This is a genomic window from Pseudomonas sp. D3-27, assembly GCF_051132165.1.
Lineage (GTDB): Bacteria > Pseudomonadota > Gammaproteobacteria > Pseudomonadales > Pseudomonadaceae > Aquipseudomonas.
Window position 1 is genome coordinate 5,565,194 of record NZ_CP071667.1, and the last position, 16,929, is coordinate 5,582,122.

The window sequence follows — 16,929 nt, forward strand, 5'->3', positions numbered from 1 at the left end:
GGGAGCGAGCCTGCTCGCGATGAGGCCATGACTGCCACTGCACAGCCTGGATCAGAAGAAGCTCAACCCCACATGGAACAGCTTCTCCACATCGCGAATGTGCTTCTTATCCACCAGGAACAGGATCACATGGTCGCCGGTCTGGATCACGGTGTCGTCGTGGGCGATGAGCACTTCTTCGTCGCGGATGATGGCGCCGATGGTGGTGCCGGGCGGTAGGCCGATGTCGCGGATGGCTTTGCCGATGACTTTGCTGGATTTGGCGTCGCCGTGGGCGATGGCTTCGATGGCTTCGGCCGCGCCGCGGCGCAGGGAGTGGACGCTGACGATGTCGCCGCGGCGTACGTGGGCGAGCAAGGTGCCGATGGTTGCCAGTTGCGGGCTGATGGCGATGTCGATGTCGCCGCCCTGGATCAGGTCGACGTAGGCCGGGTTGTTGATGATGGTCATGACCTTCCTGGCCCCCAGGCGCTTGGCCAGGAGCGAGGACATGATGTTGGCTTCGTCGTCGTTGGTCAGGGCCAGGAAGATGTCGGCGTCGGCGATGTTTTCTTCCAGCAGCAGGTCGCGGTCGGAGGCGCTGCCCTGCAGCACCACGGTGCTGTCGAGGGTGTCGGAGAGGTAGCGGCAGCGTGCCGGGTTCATCTCGATGATCTTGACCTGGTAGCGGCTTTCGATGGCTTCGGCCAGGCGTTCGCCGATCTGGCCGCCGCCGGCGATGACGATGCGTTTGTAGTTTTCGTCGAGGCGGCGCATTTCGCTCATGACCGCGCGAATATTCGCTTTGGCGGCGATGAAGAAGACTTCGTCATCGGCTTCGATCACGGTGTCGCCCTGGGGCAGGATCGGCCGGTCACGGCGGAAAATCGCTGCCACGCGGGTCTCGACATTGGGCATGTGCTCGCGCAATTGGCGCAGTTGCTGGCCCACCAGCGGTCCGCCGTAGTAGGCCTTGACCGCCACCAGTTGCGCCTTGCTCTCGGCAAAATCGATCACTTGCAGGGCGCCGGGGTGTTCGATCAGGCGCTTGATGTAGTTGGTCACCACCTGCTCGGGGCTGATCAGCACGTCCACCGGGATCGCTTCGTTGTCGAACAGGTCGGCGCGGGTCAGGTAGGCCCCTTCGCGCACCCGGGCGATTTTGGTCGGGGTGTGAAACAACGTGTGGGCGACCTGGCAGGCGACCATGTTGGTTTCGTCGCTGTTGGTCACCGCCACCAGCATGTCGGCGTCGTCGGCGCCGGCCTGGCGCAATACCGTCGGCAAGGAGCCGCGCCCTTGTACCGTACGAATGTCGAGACGGTCGCCGAGGTCGCGCAGGCGTTCGCCGTCGGTGTCGACCACGGTGATGTCGTTGGCCTCGCTGGCCAGGTGTTCCGCCAGCGAACCGCCAACCTGCCCTGCACCCAGGATGATGATTTTCATCCAGTCACTCCTATCGAATCGGTTTTAACCGCGTGCGGCGGCGATTTTGATCAGCTTGGCGTAATAGAACCCATCGTGCCCGCCTTCCTGGGCCAACAACTGCCGGCCATGGGGCTGCTTGATGCCGGCCTGGGTGGCAATGTCCAGCTCACGGGCACCCGGCGTGCGAGCGAGGAATGCTTCGATCACTTCGGTGTTTTCCGTCGGCAAAGTCGAGCAGGTGGCGTAGAGCAGCATGCCGCCCACGTCCAGGGTCGACCACATGGCATCAAGCAGTTCGCCTTGCAACACGGCCAATGCGGCAATGTCGTCCGGCTGCCGGGTGAGCTTGATGTCCGGATGGCGACGGATCACGCCGGTGGCCGAGCAAGGTGCGTCCAACAGGATGCGCTGGAACGGCTTCCCGTCCCACCACGCAGCCGTGTCGCGACCGTCGGCGGCGAATAGTTCGGCGTCCAGGCCCAGGCGCTCAAGGTTTTCCTTCACTCGCACCAGGCGCTTGGCTTCCAGGTCCACGGCCACCACGCCGGCCAGTTTCGGCTCGGCCTCGAGGATGTGACAAGTCTTGCCACCCGGCGCGCAACAGGCGTCCAGCACCCGTTGGCCGGGCGCCAGCTCCAGCAGGTCGGCGGCCAATTGCGCGGCTTCGTCCTGGACGCTGATCCAGCCCTCGGCGAAGCCCGGCAGTGCACGCACATCGCCGGGAGTTTCCAGCACGATGCCGTCGCGACTGTACTGGCACGGGATGGCCGGGATGCCCGCCTCGCCCAGCAACGCCAGGTAGGCATCGCGGGTATGGTGGCGACGGTTGACCCGCAGGATCATCGGCGGGTGGGCATTGTTCGCCGCGCAGATGGCTTCCCATTGCTCGGGCCAGAAGGCCTTGAGGGATTTCTGCAACCAGCGCGGGTGGGCGGTGCGCACCACCGGGTCGTGTTCCAGTTCACCCAGCAGGGTTTCGCTTTCCCGTTGGGCGCGGCGCAGCACGGCATTGAGCAGGGCCTTGGCCCAGGGCTTTTTCAGCTTGTCGGCGCAGCCCACGGTTTCGCCGATGGCGGCGTGGGCGGGGACGCGGGTGTAGAGCAGTTGATAGAGCCCCACCAGCAGCAGCGCTTCGACGTCGGCATCGGCGGCCTTGAACGGTTTCTGCAACAGCTTCGCCGCGAGGGCCGAGAGGCGCGGTTGCCAACGGGCGGTGCCGAACGCCAGGTCCTGGGTGAAGCCGCGATCGCGATCTTCGACCTTGTCCAACTGCGCCGGCAGGGAACTGTTCAGCGAGGCTTTCCCGCTGAGTACCGCGGCAAGTGCCTTGGCGGCGGCCAGACGCGGGTTCATGAGGCGTCCGCCGCTTGGCCGAGGACGGTGCCGATGGCAAATTTCTCACGACGGCTGTTGAACAAGTCGCTGAAGCCCAGCGCCTTGCCGCCGGGCAATTGCAGACGTGTCAGACACAATGCTTGATCGCCACACGCGACAACGAGGCCGTCCTTGCTGGCGCTGAGGATTTCTCCCGGTGCGCCCTTCCCTTCGGCGCAACTGGCCGCCAGCACTTTCAGGGCTTCGCCGTTCAGGGTGCTGTGGCAGATCGGCCAAGGGTTGAAGGCGCGCACCAGGCGTTCCAACTCAACGGCCGGGCGGTTCCAGTCGATGCGGGCTTCGTCCTTGTTCAGTTTGTGCGCATAAGTGGCGAGGCTGTCATCCTGCACTTCGCCTTCCAGCGTGCCGGCGGCCAGGCCGGCAATGGCCTGGACCACCGCTGGCGGGCCGATCAGCGCGAGGCGGTCGTGCAGGCTGCCACCGGTGTCTTCGGCGCCAATGGGGGTGCTGACCTTGAGCAGCATCGGCCCGGTGTCCAGGCCTGCTTCCATGCGCATGACGGTCACGCCGCTCTCGGCATCGCCCGCCTGCACGGCGCGCTGGATCGGCGCGGCACCGCGCCAGCGCGGCAGCAGCGAGGCGTGGCTGTTTATGCAGCCCAGGCGCGGGATATCCAGCACCACTTGCGGCAGGATCAGGCCGTAGGCAACCACCACCATCAAATCCGGCTCCAGCGCCGCCAGTTCTGCTTGGGCCTGGGCATCGCGCAGGGTCGGCGGCTGCAGGACTTGCAAGCCGTGCTCCAAGGCAAGCTGCTTGACCGGGCTGGGCATCAATTTTTGCCCGCGACCGGCAGGACGATCCGGCTGGGTATAGACCGCGACGATTTCATGGGGGCTGGCCAGCAGGGCCTTGAGGTGTTCGGCGGCAAATTCGGGAGTGCCGGCAAAGACGATGCGCAGTGGCTCAGTCATGGGAAGCTCTCAGTTACAAAGCAGTCGCAAAAAGAAAAAGGCTTGCCGCGGCAAGCCTTTGAAGAGGGGCATCAAGCGTTCTGGCGATGGATCTTCTCCAGTTTTTTCTTGATCCGGTCACGCTTGAGATTAGACAGGTAATCGACGAACAGCTTGCCGTTGAGGTGGTCGCATTCATGCTGGATGCACACCGCCAGCAGGCCTTCGGCGATCAGCTCGTAAGGCTGGCCGTCGCGGTCCAGGGCTTTGATCTTGACCTTCTGCGGACGGTCGACGTTTTCGTAGAAGCCCGGCACCGAAAGGCAGCCTTCCTGGTACTGCTCCATCTCGTCGGTGAGCGTTTCGAACTCGGGGTTGATGAACACCCGGGGCTCGCTGCGGTCTTCGGAGAGGTCCATGACGACGATACGCTTGTGCACGTTGACCTGGGTCGCGGCGAGGCCGATGCCTGGCGCCTCATACATTGTTTCAAACATGTCATCGACCAGCTGACGCACTTCGTCGTCCACTACGGCCACCGGTTTGGCGATAGTGCGCAGGCGCGGGTCCGGAAATTCGAGAATGTTCAAAATGGCCATAAGCTTGATAAATGCACGTGTGAAGTAAAGTCGGGTGGCTTGCCTGGCGTGTATTGGGATGCAGGCTACCGTTGTAAAACGTTGCTCTTGAAACAGAGCGAGCCACGGGGGCTCTGGCGTTTTACGCGAACGCACATAATAAAGGGATTCACCGCATGAGGAAATCACTACTCGCCCTGCTGCTCCTGGCTTCGGCCGGTATCGCGCACGGGCAAGTGCAACTTCGGGAAGGTTTTCCCCAACAATACACAGTGGTGACGGGGGACACGCTGTGGGACATTTCCGGCAAATACCTGCGCGAACCATGGAAATGGCCCGAGCTGTGGCAGGCCAACCCACAGATCGAAAACCCCAACCTGATCTACCCCGGCGACACCCTGTCGCTGGTCTACATCAACGGCCAGCCGCGCCTGACCCTCAATCGCGGCACCTCACGCGGCACCATCAAGCTGTCGCCTCGCATTCGCAGTTCACCGGTGGCTGACGCGATCCCGAGCATTCCGCTGCAGGCCATTAACAGTTTTTTGCTGAGCAACCGCATCGTTGACACGGCGGAAGATTTCAACAAGGCACCCTACGTCGTTGCAGGCGACGCCGAACGAGTGCTCAGCGGCACCGGCGACCGGATCTTCGCCCGCGGCAACTTCGACACAAGCCAGCCGGCCTACGGCATCTTCCGCCAGGGTAAGGTCTACACCGATCCCGAGACCAAGGAGTTTCTGGGCATCAATGCCGATGACATCGGCAGCGGTGAAATCGTTGCCACCGAAGGCGATGTCACGACACTGGCCCTACGACGGACCACGCAAGAGGTACGCCTGGGCGATCGCCTGTTCAGCGGCGAAGAGCGCTCGATCAATTCGACTTTCATGCCCAGCGCGCCGAAATCGGACATCCAGGGGCTCATCCTCGACGTACCCCGTGGCGTAACGCAGATCGGCGCGATGGACGTGGTGACGCTGAACAAGGGGCGGCGCGACGGGCTGGTTGAGGGCAACGTTCTGGCCGTGATGAAGACCGGCGAAACCGTGCGTGACCGTATTACCGGTGCACCGGTAAAAATCCCGGACGAACGCGCCGGCCTGCTGATGGTATTCCGCACCTACGACAAACTCAGTTATGGCCTGGTGCTGTACGCCTCGCGATCGCTGGCGATACTCGACAAGGTGCGCAATCCGTAACGTGTCTCACAAGTTACCAACAGAGTTATCCACAGCTTGTTCCCGCTTGAACGGGGCTATAACGATCAAGGATTGATCACATGCCATTGCCTGAATCTGCTTCGGTTCCGCCTGCGGAACTAGAGGCCCGTCTGCGCTTGCATCGCTTGCCGGAACTGGGGCCTAAACGTTTCATGACCCTGATGGAGGCTTTTGGCTCAGCGTCCAAAGCCATCAGCGCACCGGCCAGCGCATGGCGGGCGCTGGGGTTGCCGGCCACGTGCGCCGAGGCCCGACGCGCCCCGCAAATACGCGACGGTGCCGCCCACGCACTGGCCTGGCTAGACGGTCCGGCCCAGCATTTATTGATGTGGGACCAGCCTGACTACCCCGCTTTGCTCGCTCAGATCAGCGACGCGCCCCCGCTGCTGATGGTCGCGGGCGACGCCTCGATCCTGGAAAAACCGCAGCTGGCCATGGTCGGCAGTCGCCGGGCATCCCGCCCGGGCATGGATACGGCGGCGGCATTTTCTCGAAGCCTGGCCGGCGCCGGTTTTGTCATTACCAGCGGCCTGGCCTTGGGCATCGACGCCGCTGCCCATCAAGCGGCACTGGATGTCGGCGGGCAAACCATCGGCGTGCTGGGCACCGGCCTCGAAAATTTTTATCCACAGCGCAATCGACGGCTGGCGGAGGCAATGATTGCCCAGGGAAGCGCGGTGATATCGGAGTTTCCGCTGGACGCAGCGCCCAACGCCGGCAACTTCCCGCGTCGAAACAGGATCATCAGCGGCTTATCCCTCGGCGTGCTCGTGGTCGAAGCCAGTGTCGCGAGCGGTTCACTGATCACCGCCCGTCTTGCGGCGGAACACGGTCGCGAGGTGTATGCCATTCCAGGGTCGATTCATCATCCTGGGGCCAGAGGTTGTCACCAACTGATCCGCGACGGGGCGGCGCTGGTGGAAACTGTCGAGCACATTCTCGAAGCGTTGCGCGGTTGGCAGCGGCTGCCGCTGGCCGCCGAGCCTGTGCCCGTGACCCATCCGCTGCTGCGCCTGCTGCATGCCGCACCGCTAAGCAGCGAGGCGTTGGCCGACGCCAGCGGCTGGGTTCTGCCCAAGGTGCTGGCGGCGTTGACCGAGCTGGAACTGGAGGGACGCGCCATTTGTGACAACGGTCGTTGGTTCGCACGCTAGGTTTTATGGGGAAGATCGGTAAACTGCCCACAGCCTTATTTGCGTTGCGGAGAATGTTTCATGGTCAACAGTTGGCGTGTGCAACAAGCCGCGCGAGAAATTCGCGCCGGGGCGGTGATTGCCTATCCAACCGAAGCGGTCTGGGGCCTGGGTTGCGATCCGTGGAACGAGGATGCGGTGGAGCGTCTGTTGGCAATCAAGTCCCGAAGGCCCGACAAGGGCTTGATACTCGTGGCTGACAACATTCGCCAGTTCGACTTTCTGTTCGAAGACTTCCCCGAAACCTGGATGGACCGCATGGCCAGCACCTGGCCGGGGCCCAATACCTGGCTGGTGCCGCACCAGGATCTGTTGCCGGAGTGGATCACCGGCGTGCATGACACCGTTGCGCTGCGGGTCAGCGATCATCCAATCGTCCGTGACTTGTGCTCGTTGATCGGCCCGCTGGTCTCCACGTCGGCCAACCCACAAGGCCGGCCGGCGGCGCGCACGCGCATCCGCGTCGAACAGTATTTCCGCGGCCAGCTCGACCTGGTGCTGGGCGGTAACCTGGGCGGGCGCAAGAACCCGAGCGTGATTCGTGATTTGGCGACGGGCAAGGTGGTGCGCCCAGACTGACTTTTTGTCAGCACACAATCAACTGTGGGAGCGAGCTTGCTCGCGATGGCGTCAGGTCAGCCAGCATCAATGTTGGCTGATACACCGCTTTCGCGAGCAGGCTCGCTCCCACAGGGTTTTGTGTTCACGCAGTATTTATGAACACCACAAAGCAACTGTGGGAGCGAGCTTGCTCGCGATAGCGTCAGGTCAGTCAGCATAGATGTTGACTGATACACCGCTATCGCGAGCAAGCTCGCTCCCACCGGTCTTTTAGCGACCACTGGATCAGGGCAGGAGGATCGTCGACCCCGTCGTCCGCCGCGCCGACAATTCGGTATGCGCCTTGGCCGCTTCAGCCAGCGGGAATCGCTGATTGATATCCACGCTGAGCTTGCCACTGGCGATCATCCCGAACAGCTCATCGGCCATGCGCTGCAGGTTTTCGGCATTGTTGGCGTAGGTCGCCAGGGTCGGGCGGGTGACGTACAGCGAGCCCTTGGCCGAGAGAATCCCCAGGTTCACGCCGTCCACCGCACCAGAAGCATTGCCGAAGCTCACCACCAGGCCACGCGGCGCCGTGCAATCCAACGACGTCAGCCAAGTGTCTTTGCCAACCCCGTCGTACACCACTGGGACTTTCTTGCCGTCAGTCAATTCCAGCACGCGCTGTACGACGTTTTCCTTGCTGTAGTCGATGACTTCCCAGGCGCCATGGGATCTGGCGATGGCGGCTTTTTCCGCCGAGCTGACAGTGCCGATCAGTTTTACGCCCAAAGCCTTGGCCCATTGGCAGGCCAAGGAGCCCACGCCACCGGCGGCGGCGTGGAACAGAACAGTCTCGCCGCCCTTGAGCTCGTAAGTCTGACGCAGCAGGTATTGCACGGTCAGGCCCTTGAGCATTACCCCGGCAGCCTGTTCGAAGCTGATGGCCTCGGGCAAATGGACCAGATTGGCCTCGGGCAATACGTGGACATCGCTGTACGCCCCCAGCGGACCACTGCCGTAGGCGACGCGGTCACCGACCTTGAAACGCGTGACGTCCGAACCAACGGCCTCGACCACACCCGCGCCCTCCGCACCGAGCCCCGACGGCAAGGCCGGTGGCGGATAAAGGCCACTGCGGTAATAGGTGTCGATGAAGTTCAGGCCGATGGCCTTGTTGCTCACGCGGACCTGTTGCGGACCGGGCTCGGCGGGCTGGTAATCCACGAACTCAAGTACGTCTGGGCCGCCGTGGGAACTGAACTGGATGCGTTTGGCCATCTTCACTTTCTCCTTATCGTGGGACTTTTACCAAGCCTGCTATCGGACTCCTAAGCTTGATCCACGTCAACTGTGGTGTGGGCGGATGCGGTGTTATCCTGTGCGCCCATTTTGCCGGCGGCCTTGTACGCCGAGCAGCGTAGCCCTGATCAAGGTGATGTCATGACTACTCGCACCGAGGCCGTGAAAGCCTATCTGCTGGACCTGCAAGACCGCATCTGCGCGGCACTGGAAACCGAGGACGGTGGCACTCGCTTCGTCGAGGACGCCTGGACCCGGCCAGCCGGAGGTGGCGGTCGTACGCGAGTGATCGAAAACGGCACGGTGATCGAAAAGGGCGGCGTCAACTTTTCTCACGTCTTCGGCAGCGGTCTCCCACCGTCAGCCAGTGCCCACCGGCCTGAGCTGGCCGGGCGCGGCTTCGAAGCCCTGGGCGTGTCACTGGTTATCCACCCCCACAACCCCCATGTGCCGACGTCCCACGCCAACGTGCGCTTTTTCATCGCCGAAAAGGAAGGCGAGGAGCCGGTCTGGTGGTTTGGCGGTGGCTTCGACCTGACGCCTTATTACGGCGTGGAAGAAGATTGCGTGCATTGGCACCGCATCGCCCAGCAAGCCTGCGAACCGTTCGGCCCGGATATCTATTCGCGCTACAAGGCTTGGTGCGACAGCTATTTCCACATCAAGCATCGCAACGAGCCCCGAGGTATCGGCGGCCTGTTTTTCGATGACCTGAACGAGTGGGACTTCGACACCAGCTTCGCCTTCATGCGCGCCATTGGCGATGCCTACATCGATGCCTACCTGCCTATCGTGCGTCGTCGCAAGCACGACCCGTTCACGGCCAAGCAACGGGAATTCCAGGAGTTCCGCCGTGGACGCTACGTGGAATTCAACCTGGTCTATGACCGCGGCACGCTGTTCGGCCTGCAATCGGGCGGGCGTACCGAGTCGATCCTGATGTCCCTGCCGCCGCAGGTCCGCTGGAGTTATGACTGGAAAGCCGAACCGGGCAGCGAAGAGGCTCGCCTGACCGAGTACTTCCTGCAGGATCGCGATTGGCTGGCCACGGTCTGAACGGGGATTATCAATGGACCGCTACGTTGTAATGGGTAACCCGATCGGCCACAGCAAGTCGCCAATGATCCATCGCCTGTTTGCCGAGCAGACCGGGCAGGTGCTGGACTACAGCACGTTGCTGGCACCCTTGGAGGATTTTGCCGGTTGCGCCCGGGAATTTTTCCGCGAGGGCCGTGGGGCGAACGTCACCGTGCCGTTCAAGGAAGACGCCTTCCGCCTGGCTGACAGCTTGACCGACCGGGCGCAGCGCGCCGGGGCGGTCAACACCTTGAGCAAACTGGCCGACGGCCGCCTCTTGGGCGACAACACCGACGGTGCGGGGCTGGTGCGGGACCTGACCGTCAACGCCGGTTTCAGCCTCAAGGGCAAGCGCATCCTCTTGCTCGGCGCCGGCGGTGCGGTGCGCGGCGCCTTGGAACCGCTGCTGGCCGAAGCACCGGCGTCGGTGATCATCGCCAATCGGACGGTGGAAAAAGCCGAGTTGCTGGCTGAGCTGTTCGCCGACCTGGGCCCGGTCTCGGCCAGTGGTTTTGATTGGTTGAAGGAGCCGGTAGACCTGGTCATCAACGCCACGTCCGCCAGCCTGTCAGGCGATGTACCGCCGATTGCCGCAAGCCTGATCGAGCCGGGCCAGACGTTCTGCTACGACATGATGTACAGCAAGGAGCCGACATCCTTCTGCCGCTGGGCCCGGGAACATGGCGCGGCGATGGCGATGGACGGCCTGGGCATGCTGGCCGAGCAGGCGGGCGAAGCGTTCTACCTGTGGCGCGGGGTACGCCCGGATACGGCGCCGGTGCTGGCCGAGCTACGCCGCCAGCTCGCACAGTAGGCTTCAGGCTGTTGTGGCGAGGGGATTTATCCCCGCTGGACTGCGAAGCAGTCCCCAGAAAGCGGGGCCGCTTCGCGCCCCAGCGGGGATAAATCCCCTCGCCACAGGTGTGTAAACCTACAGACCTATGCGCCATAAGCTCCTCCACTCTTCAACCCTCGAAGTGGATCGGGCATTTGTCCGATCCTTCCAACTTCAACAACTCCTCCACCACCTGCGGCCTTGCCCCACGCAAGGTCAGGCTACGCCCCTGGCCACGCAACCGCCGGGCTTCCTGATGGAGCATTTCCACGCCCGAATAATCGATGAAGTTGATCTGCTGGGCGTCGATCACCACCCGTTGCGCCTGCATACGCTGCAAACGCACCTGCAAATAATGACTGGCGCCGAAAAAGATCGAGCCGCCCACCCGCAAGATGTCCGCCTCGCCTTCGCGGCTATGGTGTAAACGTGGCTGGGAGGTGCGCTTGAGGTAGAAAAACAGCGAGGCGAGCACGCCGGCGTAGATAGCGGTTTGCAATTCCAGCAACAGCGTGGCCAGGCAGGTCAGGCCCATGACCAGGAATTCGGAGCGACTCACCCGGTACAAAGCCCGGATGCCGCGATGGTCCACCAGGCCCCAGGCGATCAGCAGGATGCTGCCGGCCATGGCGGGAATCGGAATGTGCGCGATCAATTTCGCGCCGGCAACGGCAAACAGCGCTACCCACAATGCCGAAAACATCCCGGCCAGGGGCGAGCAGGCGCCAGCCTCGTAGCTGAGGCCCGAGCGAGTGAAGGAACCGGCTGACAACGATCCTGCGAAAAAACCTCCAACAATATTGGAAAGACCCTGCGCCCTCACCTCCTGATTCGCATCGAGCAACTGCCCGGAGCGGACCGACAGCGACCGGGCAATGGACAGACTGGTCACCAGCCCGAGCATGCCCACCGCCACGGCACCGGGCAGCAGGCGCAAGATCAATTCCAGGTCCAGCGGCAGCGGTGTGAACGGCGGCAGGCGCCCGACAAAGGCGCTAACCAACGCCACATGCCCGAACATCGCCGGCCACACCCAGACCACCAGGCTGCTGATGACCAAAGTTATCAACAGGCTTGGCCAGCGTGGCAGCAAGCGCTTGAGCACAATGCCCAGCGCCAGGGTGCCCAGTCCCAACAACAGCGAAGGCTTATCCACAGCTGCGATGTGATTGAACAACATAAGCAAGCTTTTCAACGCCGTGGCTTCGTTCGGCAGGTCCAGGCCCAGCAGGTTCGGCAGCTGCCCCAAGGCAATGACCACCGCTGCGCCCAAGGTGAAACCCAGCACCACCGAATGCGAGACAAAATTGACCAGCGCCCCGAACCGCAACAACCCGAGCAGCCATTGGAAAATACCCGCCAAGACCGTCAGCAAGAGGATCAGCGTGATGTAGTCCTGGGTTGCCGGAACGGCCAGGGGACTGACCGTGGCGTACAGGACAATGGAGATCGCCGCCGTAGGACCGCAGATCAAATGCCACGACGAACCCCACAGGCAGGCGATCAGCACCGGCACGATCGCCGCGTACAGTCCGTACTCGGGCGGCAATCCGGCAATCAGGGCGTAGGCAATGGACTGCGGCAGCGCGAGAATCGCACCGCTGAGGCCGACAACCAGGTCACGGCCGACACTGGCGCGCGTCTGCCGGGGTAGCCAGCTCAGGAATGGAAACAGCGAATGGCGCGTGGGGATTGCCATGGGGCCTCAAGAATGGGGTTTGGCGCAAGAGTATCAGGTGAACCAACGTGGCGAGGGAGCTTGCTCCCGCTGGACTGCGCAGCAGGCCCGATTCTGCGGCCGCTGCGCGACCGAGCGGGAGCAAGCTCCCTCGCCACAAGAGCCCGGCGCAGCTGTCAGAGCTTGGCCTTCACCGCCGCCAGCGCGTCCTTACCGTCAACGGTCTTCACGCCATCCAGCCATTTATCCAGCACCGCCGGATTAGCCTTGATCCAGGCCTTGGCCGCGTCGGCGTTGCTGACTTTCTTGGTCACCACCTCAGCCATGATGCTGTTTTCCATTTCCTGGGTGAAGCTCAGGTTGGTCAGCAGTTTGCCAACGTTCGGGCAGGCCTGTGCATAACCTTTGCGCGTCAAGGTGTACACGCTGCCGGTGTCGCCGAAATATTTCTCGCCGCCCTTGAGGTAGTGCATCCTCAGCTGCACGTTCATCGGGTGCGGGGTCCAGCCGAGGAAGGTCACGAACTTCTGTTTTTTCACCGCCCGGGAGACTTCCGCCAACATGGCCTGTTCGCTGGACTCCACCAGCTTCCATTCGCCCATGCCGAAATCGTTGGTCTTGATGATTTCTTTCAGGGAAAGGTTGGCCGGGGCACCGGACCCGATGCCGTAGATCTTCTTGTCGAACTTGTCCGCGAATTTGTTCAGGTCGGCAAAGTCATGCACGCCTGCGTCCCAGACATAATCGGGCACCGCCAGGGTGAATTCGGTGCCATCAAGGTTCTTGGCGAGTTGCGTAACATCACCGTTGGCCACGAATTTGTCATAGAAGCCCTGCTGCGCCGGCATCCAGTTACCCAGGAACACATCGACCTGACCATCTTTCAGGCCGCCAAACGTAATCGGCACGGCAAGCGTATCGACCTTGGGCTTGTAACCCATGCCTTCCAGCAGGAAACCGGTGATGGCGTTGGTCGCAGCGATGTCGCTCCAGCCCGGGTCAGCCATTTTGACCGTCTCGCAGCTTTGCTCGGCCCACGCCGAAACACTGCTCAACGCCAACAGCCCGGCGGCCAGTACTGTGGATAACTTTTGCATGTGCTTCCCCTTACGTTATTGGTTTATTGGCAGGGTTGTGGATAACGGGCCTTGCGCTCCAGATCGTCCAGATCGATGTGGTTGCGCATGTACTGCTGGCTGGCGTCCACCAGCGGCTGGTGATCCCAGCTCTTGAGTTTGCCCAGGGTCAGCGCATGGGCGACGAAACGTCGACGTCGCTGGCTGGCGAGTACCTGTTGATGAATCGTCGGAATGTCCCATTTGGCCCGCGCTTCGGCGAGAAAATCAGCGAACAGCGACTGATGTTCGGGCGATTGGCTGAGGTCTTGCTGCTCCTTGGGATCGTTGCGTAGATCGAACAGCAGGCATGGATCATCCTCGCTGTAGATGAATTTCCACGGGCCGCGACGGATCATCATCAACGGACTGATCGTGCCTTCAGCCATGTATTCGCCGAAGACCTCATCATGTCCGCCCTGCCCTTGCAGATGCGGCACCAGCGAACGGCCGTCCAGTGGCAGACCTGGCTCCAGCGTACCGCCGGCCAGTTCAACCAGGGTCGGCAGCAGGTCGGCGGTGGACACAGCCGCACCGACACGGCGATTGGCGAACTGCCCCGGGGCACTGATCAACAACGGTACCCGAGCGGCCATTTCGAACCAGTGCATTTTGTACCAAAGACCCTTTTCGCCGAGCATATCGCCATGATCGCCGGAGAAGACGACGATGGTGTCGTCGATCAGCCCGGTGTCCTCCAGGGTTTGCAGCAACTTGCCGACATTGCTGTCGATGTAGCTGCACGCCCCGAAATACGCTCGACGAGCATCGCGGATCTTATCCACAGGCAGCGGCTTATCCCAAAGATCATAGACCTTGAGCAGGCGCTGGGAATGCGGATCGAGTTCAGCCTGCGCCGGGGTTTTCGGCAGTGGGATCTCGTTGTCGTCATACAAATCCCAAAATGCCTTGGGAATCGTGTACGGATCGTGTGGGTGTGTCATCGATACCGTTAGGCAAAACGGCTGGTCGCCGTCCTCGCGGATGTGGTCGAACAAGTATTGCTGGGCCTTGAACACCACCTCTTCATCGAAGTCCAGCTGATTGGTCCGCACGCACGGGCCGGCCTGCAACACCGATGACATGTTGTGATACCAGCTCGGCCGCACATCCGGCTCATCCCAATTCACGGCCCAGCCGTAGTCGGCAGGATAGATGTCACTGGTCAGACGTTCTTCGTAGCCGTGCAGCTGGTCCGGTCCGCAAAAATGCATCTTGCCAGACAACGCCGTGCGGTAGCCGAGGCGGCGAAGGTAGTGGGCATACGTCGGAACGTCCCCTGGGAAATCCGCCGCGTTGTCGTAGGCGCCAATCTTGCTTGGCAACTGGCCGCTCACCAGGGTAAAGCGTGACGGCGCGCACAACGGACTGTTGCAATACGCGGCATCGAACACCACGCCCTGGTCGGCCAGGCGGGACAGGTTCGGCAACTTGATGGGCGACGGACCATAGATCGGCAACATTGGCGCGGCCATTTGATCGGCCATGATGAAAAGAATGTTCTTGCGCTTCATGTATTCGCGGCATTCCATAGTAGGCAGTTATGCGATAGTGCTGCGATTGAGCATGTAGCCCCTGAGTTTTGGGGTAAAGCCCATGCGAGACAATGACTAGGATAAGCACAGCTTATGTATGAAGCCTTGGGTGACCTCTCCCTGGACCTGTTCCGTGTCTTCGAATCAGCGGCTCGCCAGCAAAGCTTCACCGCGGCCGCGATCGAGCTGGGCACCACGCAGCCGGCCATCAGCCAGCAGATCAAACGGTTGGAAGAACAGCTGGGCACGCGGCTGTTTGACCGCATCTATCGAGGCATCGAGCTGACTGAAGCCGGCACGCTGCTGTTCGAGCAAGTCCAGGCCGGTTTGCAAAGCATCGATGCGGGTCTGAATGCGATCACCGCCCAGCACCAGCACGAAGTGCTGCAAGTGGCGACGGACTTTGCCTTTGCCGCTTATTGGCTGATGCCTCGGCTGCATCGGTTTCACGCCGCCAATCCCCAGGTGGATGTGAGCCTGGTGACCAGCGAGCGCAACCACAACATGCTCCGTACCGATATTGACGTTGCAGTGTTGTTCGGCGATGGTCGCTTCAAACAAGGCGAAAGTCGCTGGCTGTTCAGCGAAGAAGTTTTCCCTGTGTGCAGTCCGCTGCTGCTCGGAGAACGTCCCCTGCCCTTGCCCGCCCAGGCCTTGGCGGAATTCCCATTGCTGCACCTGCGCGCGGGCAACAGCAGCAACTGGTTCGACTGGAGTGGTGTGTTTCGCGAATTAGGCATCAACTCGCCGCCAGCGCCCGGGCAGTTGCGCTTCGACAATTACACGCTGCTCATCCAGGCGGCGATTGGCGGCCAGGGCGTTGCCATCGGCTGGCGACACCTTGTGGATAACTTGCTGGCCCAAGGATTGTTGTGTCGTCCGATCGCCCAAACGGTGCTGTCCCGGCTGGGTTATTACGTGGTCTTGCCCCAGCGCAAGCGCCGCGGTGTTCTAATCAAGTTGTTCGTGGATTGGTTGATGGAAGAACAGGCCAACAGCGCCGAGTCGCTCACTGGCTTGCCGCTGCCTTCCATCGCCGTTTGATAGGCCTACACGGCCGTGACAAAACTGACGTGCTCGCCCACATGCAGGTTCAAGCGCAGCTCATCGGCGATGCCGACGGCCACGCGGTTGAGCCGCTCCAGGGTTTCGGCCAGGCCCGGCTCGAGGCTGGTACTGACCTGGCTGAAGTGTTCGATGCCCAAGCCTGGCGCGGCATAGGGCGCGTTGATCAGGGTCCACTGCAGCGTGCTGTTCTTCAGAGCATCAAGCACTTCTTCGGCGGCATGGCGCTGCAAGTCGTCGTCGGCTTGTTCTTCGTCGAGCACCGCAAAGTCACCCACCAAAAACAACCGTGAAATGTTCACCGCTTGCATGCCGGCAATCAACGCGTCCACCGCCAGGACTTGCTCCACCGGGCCGGGAATCAATGTGCGCTCCACCTGCTCGCTGTTCATCGGCAATCCTGGTGCGTTCAACAGGCATACGACGGCGCTGACACCGGCGACGCTTTGCTTGACCCGCTCCGGGTCGAACAGATCGCCGGTCTTGGCCCGCAGTCCCGGGCGTGGGGCCAGGGCGGTAAGGTCATCCAGAACGGCGATTACTTCATGCTGTCGTCGCAGCAGTTCAGCCATCAACGCACTGCCGAGGCTGCTCATGGCACCATAAAGCACCACTTTGATAACCGGGGTTTCCGCGTTTTTCATGGCTGGCGTTCCTTTTTTCCCGCGTGTAAAGGCTCTGACCCGCGGAAAACCAAGAGGGTTCGCCTCTTTATCAAGGATTGACCGATGCAACGGATCAAGGGCTACCACGCCCACGTGTATTTGAATCTTTCAGCCTTCAAAGTGAAACGCTGATTGCTTTTGTGGCGAGGGGATTTATCCCCGCTGGGCGCGGAGCGGCCCTGAAACCTGCCATTGCGAAATTTCAAAAGAATGCGGTCTGCTCTTTTGGGCCTGCTTCGCAGTCCAACGGGAATAAATCCCCTCGCCACAAAGTAACTTCATGCGTTGGTCATACGGTCGGCCTGCGAAAGGCTGCTGAAAGCTTGCGCGATTAGGATCGCCTCACCTACCGGCAACAGACCGGTGGCCTACAACGAGCTTGCTGATGCTCGTGCGGCCTTTTTAACAACAACAATGGTGATTCT

Annotated in this window: 15 protein-coding genes; 6 read left to right on the forward strand and 9 right to left on the reverse strand. The window is 61.7% G+C overall.

The genetic code is table 11. From position 1 onward, the window contains the following. Positions 1-51: 51 nt before the first annotated feature. From trkA to def, 4 genes are all read right to left on the reverse strand, one after another. Positions 52-1,425, reverse strand: coding sequence for a Trk system potassium transporter TrkA (gene trkA / locus J3P92_RS24930; protein WP_420765993.1), 1,374 nt, complete (start codon positions 1,423-1,425; stop codon positions 52-54). 24 nt (positions 1,426-1,449) lie between these two features. Further along, the gene (gene rsmB / locus J3P92_RS24935; protein ID WP_434649451.1) at positions 1,450-2,760 is read right to left on the reverse strand and encodes a 16S rRNA (cytosine(967)-C(5))-methyltransferase RsmB; all 1,311 of its coding nucleotides are present in this window, start codon (positions 2,758-2,760) and stop codon (positions 1,450-1,452) included. Next, entirely contained in the window at positions 2,757-3,716 is a 960-nt protein-coding gene (gene fmt / locus J3P92_RS24940) for a methionyl-tRNA formyltransferase (RefSeq protein ID WP_434649454.1), read from the reverse strand. Before fmt ends, rsmB begins: the two co-directional genes overlap by 4 nt. A gap of 71 nt (positions 3,717-3,787) precedes the next feature. Continuing rightward, complete coding sequence (gene def, locus J3P92_RS24945) at positions 3,788-4,294, reverse strand: peptide deformylase (protein WP_053126951.1); 507 nt, start codon at positions 4,292-4,294, stop codon at positions 3,788-3,790. 155 nt (positions 4,295-4,449) lie between these two features. On the opposite strand from def, the gene J3P92_RS24950 reads away from it, so the two are divergent. The 3 genes from J3P92_RS24950 to J3P92_RS24960 all read left to right on the forward strand — a co-directional run bounded on the left by J3P92_RS24950 (position 4,450) and on the right by J3P92_RS24960 (position 7,268). Next, on the forward strand, positions 4,450-5,475 hold the full coding sequence (locus J3P92_RS24950; RefSeq protein ID WP_434649457.1) for a LysM peptidoglycan-binding domain-containing protein: 1,026 nt from the start codon (positions 4,450-4,452) through the stop codon (positions 5,473-5,475). Between the two features lie 80 nt (positions 5,476-5,555). Beyond that, complete coding sequence (gene dprA / locus J3P92_RS24955) at positions 5,556-6,650, forward strand: DNA-processing protein DprA (protein ID WP_434649460.1); 1,095 nt, start codon at positions 5,556-5,558, stop codon at positions 6,648-6,650. Between the two features lie 60 nt (positions 6,651-6,710). Further along, positions 6,711-7,268, forward strand: coding sequence for an L-threonylcarbamoyladenylate synthase (locus tag J3P92_RS24960; protein WP_434561424.1), 558 nt, complete (start codon positions 6,711-6,713; stop codon positions 7,266-7,268). A 267-nt stretch (positions 7,269-7,535) separates the two neighbouring features. On the opposite strand, the gene J3P92_RS24965 is transcribed toward J3P92_RS24960, so the two are convergent. Beyond that, positions 7,536-8,513: an NADPH:quinone reductase gene (locus J3P92_RS24965; protein WP_434608628.1), complete on the reverse strand. Its 978-nt coding sequence runs from the start codon at positions 8,511-8,513 to the stop codon at positions 7,536-7,538. A gap of 162 nt (positions 8,514-8,675) precedes the next feature. Between J3P92_RS24965 and hemF the strand changes: the two genes are divergently transcribed. Both hemF and aroE read left to right on the forward strand, forming a co-directional pair. Continuing rightward, positions 8,676-9,590, forward strand: a complete 915-nt coding sequence (gene hemF, locus J3P92_RS24970) for an oxygen-dependent coproporphyrinogen oxidase (protein WP_434608630.1) — start codon at positions 8,676-8,678, stop codon at positions 9,588-9,590. Between the two features lie 13 nt (positions 9,591-9,603). Beyond that, on the forward strand, positions 9,604-10,425 hold the full coding sequence (gene aroE / locus J3P92_RS24975) for a shikimate dehydrogenase (protein ID WP_434649462.1): 822 nt from the start codon (positions 9,604-9,606) through the stop codon (positions 10,423-10,425). Positions 10,426-10,576: 151 nt separating this feature from the next. Here the strand turns inward: aroE and J3P92_RS24980 are convergent, their stop codons facing one another. The 3 genes from J3P92_RS24980 to betC all read right to left on the reverse strand — a co-directional run bounded on the left by J3P92_RS24980 (position 10,577) and on the right by betC (position 14,753). Then, entirely contained in the window at positions 10,577-12,145 is a 1,569-nt protein-coding gene (locus J3P92_RS24980; RefSeq protein WP_434649464.1) for a SulP family inorganic anion transporter, read from the reverse strand. Between the two features lie 155 nt (positions 12,146-12,300). Further along, positions 12,301-13,221, reverse strand: coding sequence for a choline ABC transporter substrate-binding protein (gene choX / locus J3P92_RS24985; RefSeq protein ID WP_434649466.1), 921 nt, complete (start codon positions 13,219-13,221; stop codon positions 12,301-12,303). A 23-nt stretch (positions 13,222-13,244) separates the two neighbouring features. Then, the gene (gene betC, locus J3P92_RS24990; protein WP_434649468.1) at positions 13,245-14,753 is read right to left on the reverse strand and encodes a choline-sulfatase; all 1,509 of its coding nucleotides are present in this window, start codon (positions 14,751-14,753) and stop codon (positions 13,245-13,247) included. Between the two features lie 114 nt (positions 14,754-14,867). On the opposite strand from betC, the gene J3P92_RS24995 reads away from it, so the two are divergent. Further along, a complete protein-coding gene (locus tag J3P92_RS24995) occupies positions 14,868-15,818 on the forward strand; it encodes a choline sulfate utilization transcriptional regulator (RefSeq protein ID WP_420766005.1) in 951 nt (316 codons plus the stop codon). Between the two features lie 5 nt (positions 15,819-15,823). On the opposite strand, the gene J3P92_RS25000 is transcribed toward J3P92_RS24995, so the two are convergent. Further along, positions 15,824-16,483, reverse strand: a complete 660-nt coding sequence (locus J3P92_RS25000; protein WP_420766006.1) for an NAD(P)-dependent oxidoreductase — start codon at positions 16,481-16,483, stop codon at positions 15,824-15,826. Positions 16,484-16,929 lie beyond the last annotated feature (446 nt).

Coding starts and splice junctions, on each gene's coding strand:
- trkA (WP_420765993.1), bottom strand. CDS start 1,425: ATGAAAATCATCATCCTGGGTGCAGGGCAGGTTGGCGGTTCGCTGGCG.
- rsmB (WP_434649451.1), bottom strand. CDS start 2,760: ATGAACCCGCGTCTGGCCGCCGCCAAGGCACTTGCCGCGGTACTCAGC.
- fmt (WP_434649454.1), bottom strand. CDS start 3,716: ATGACTGAGCCACTGCGCATCGTCTTTGCCGGCACTCCCGAATTTGCC.
- def (WP_053126951.1), bottom strand. CDS start 4,294: ATGGCCATTTTGAACATTCTCGAATTTCCGGACCCGCGCCTGCGCACT.
- J3P92_RS24950 (WP_434649457.1), top strand. CDS start 4,450: ATGAGGAAATCACTACTCGCCCTGCTGCTCCTGGCTTCGGCCGGTATC.
- dprA (WP_434649460.1), top strand. CDS start 5,556: ATGCCATTGCCTGAATCTGCTTCGGTTCCGCCTGCGGAACTAGAGGCC.
- J3P92_RS24960 (WP_434561424.1), top strand. CDS start 6,711: ATGGTCAACAGTTGGCGTGTGCAACAAGCCGCGCGAGAAATTCGCGCC.
- J3P92_RS24965 (WP_434608628.1), bottom strand. CDS start 8,513: ATGGCCAAACGCATCCAGTTCAGTTCCCACGGCGGCCCAGACGTACTT.
- hemF (WP_434608630.1), top strand. CDS start 8,676: ATGACTACTCGCACCGAGGCCGTGAAAGCCTATCTGCTGGACCTGCAA.
- aroE (WP_434649462.1), top strand. CDS start 9,604: ATGGACCGCTACGTTGTAATGGGTAACCCGATCGGCCACAGCAAGTCG.
- J3P92_RS24980 (WP_434649464.1), bottom strand. CDS start 12,145: ATGGCAATCCCCACGCGCCATTCGCTGTTTCCATTCCTGAGCTGGCTA.
- choX (WP_434649466.1), bottom strand. CDS start 13,221: ATGCAAAAGTTATCCACAGTACTGGCCGCCGGGCTGTTGGCGTTGAGC.
- betC (WP_434649468.1), bottom strand. CDS start 14,753: ATGAAGCGCAAGAACATTCTTTTCATCATGGCCGATCAAATGGCCGCG.
- J3P92_RS24995 (WP_420766005.1), top strand. CDS start 14,868: ATGTATGAAGCCTTGGGTGACCTCTCCCTGGACCTGTTCCGTGTCTTC.
- J3P92_RS25000 (WP_420766006.1), bottom strand. CDS start 16,483: ATGAAAAACGCGGAAACCCCGGTTATCAAAGTGGTGCTTTATGGTGCC.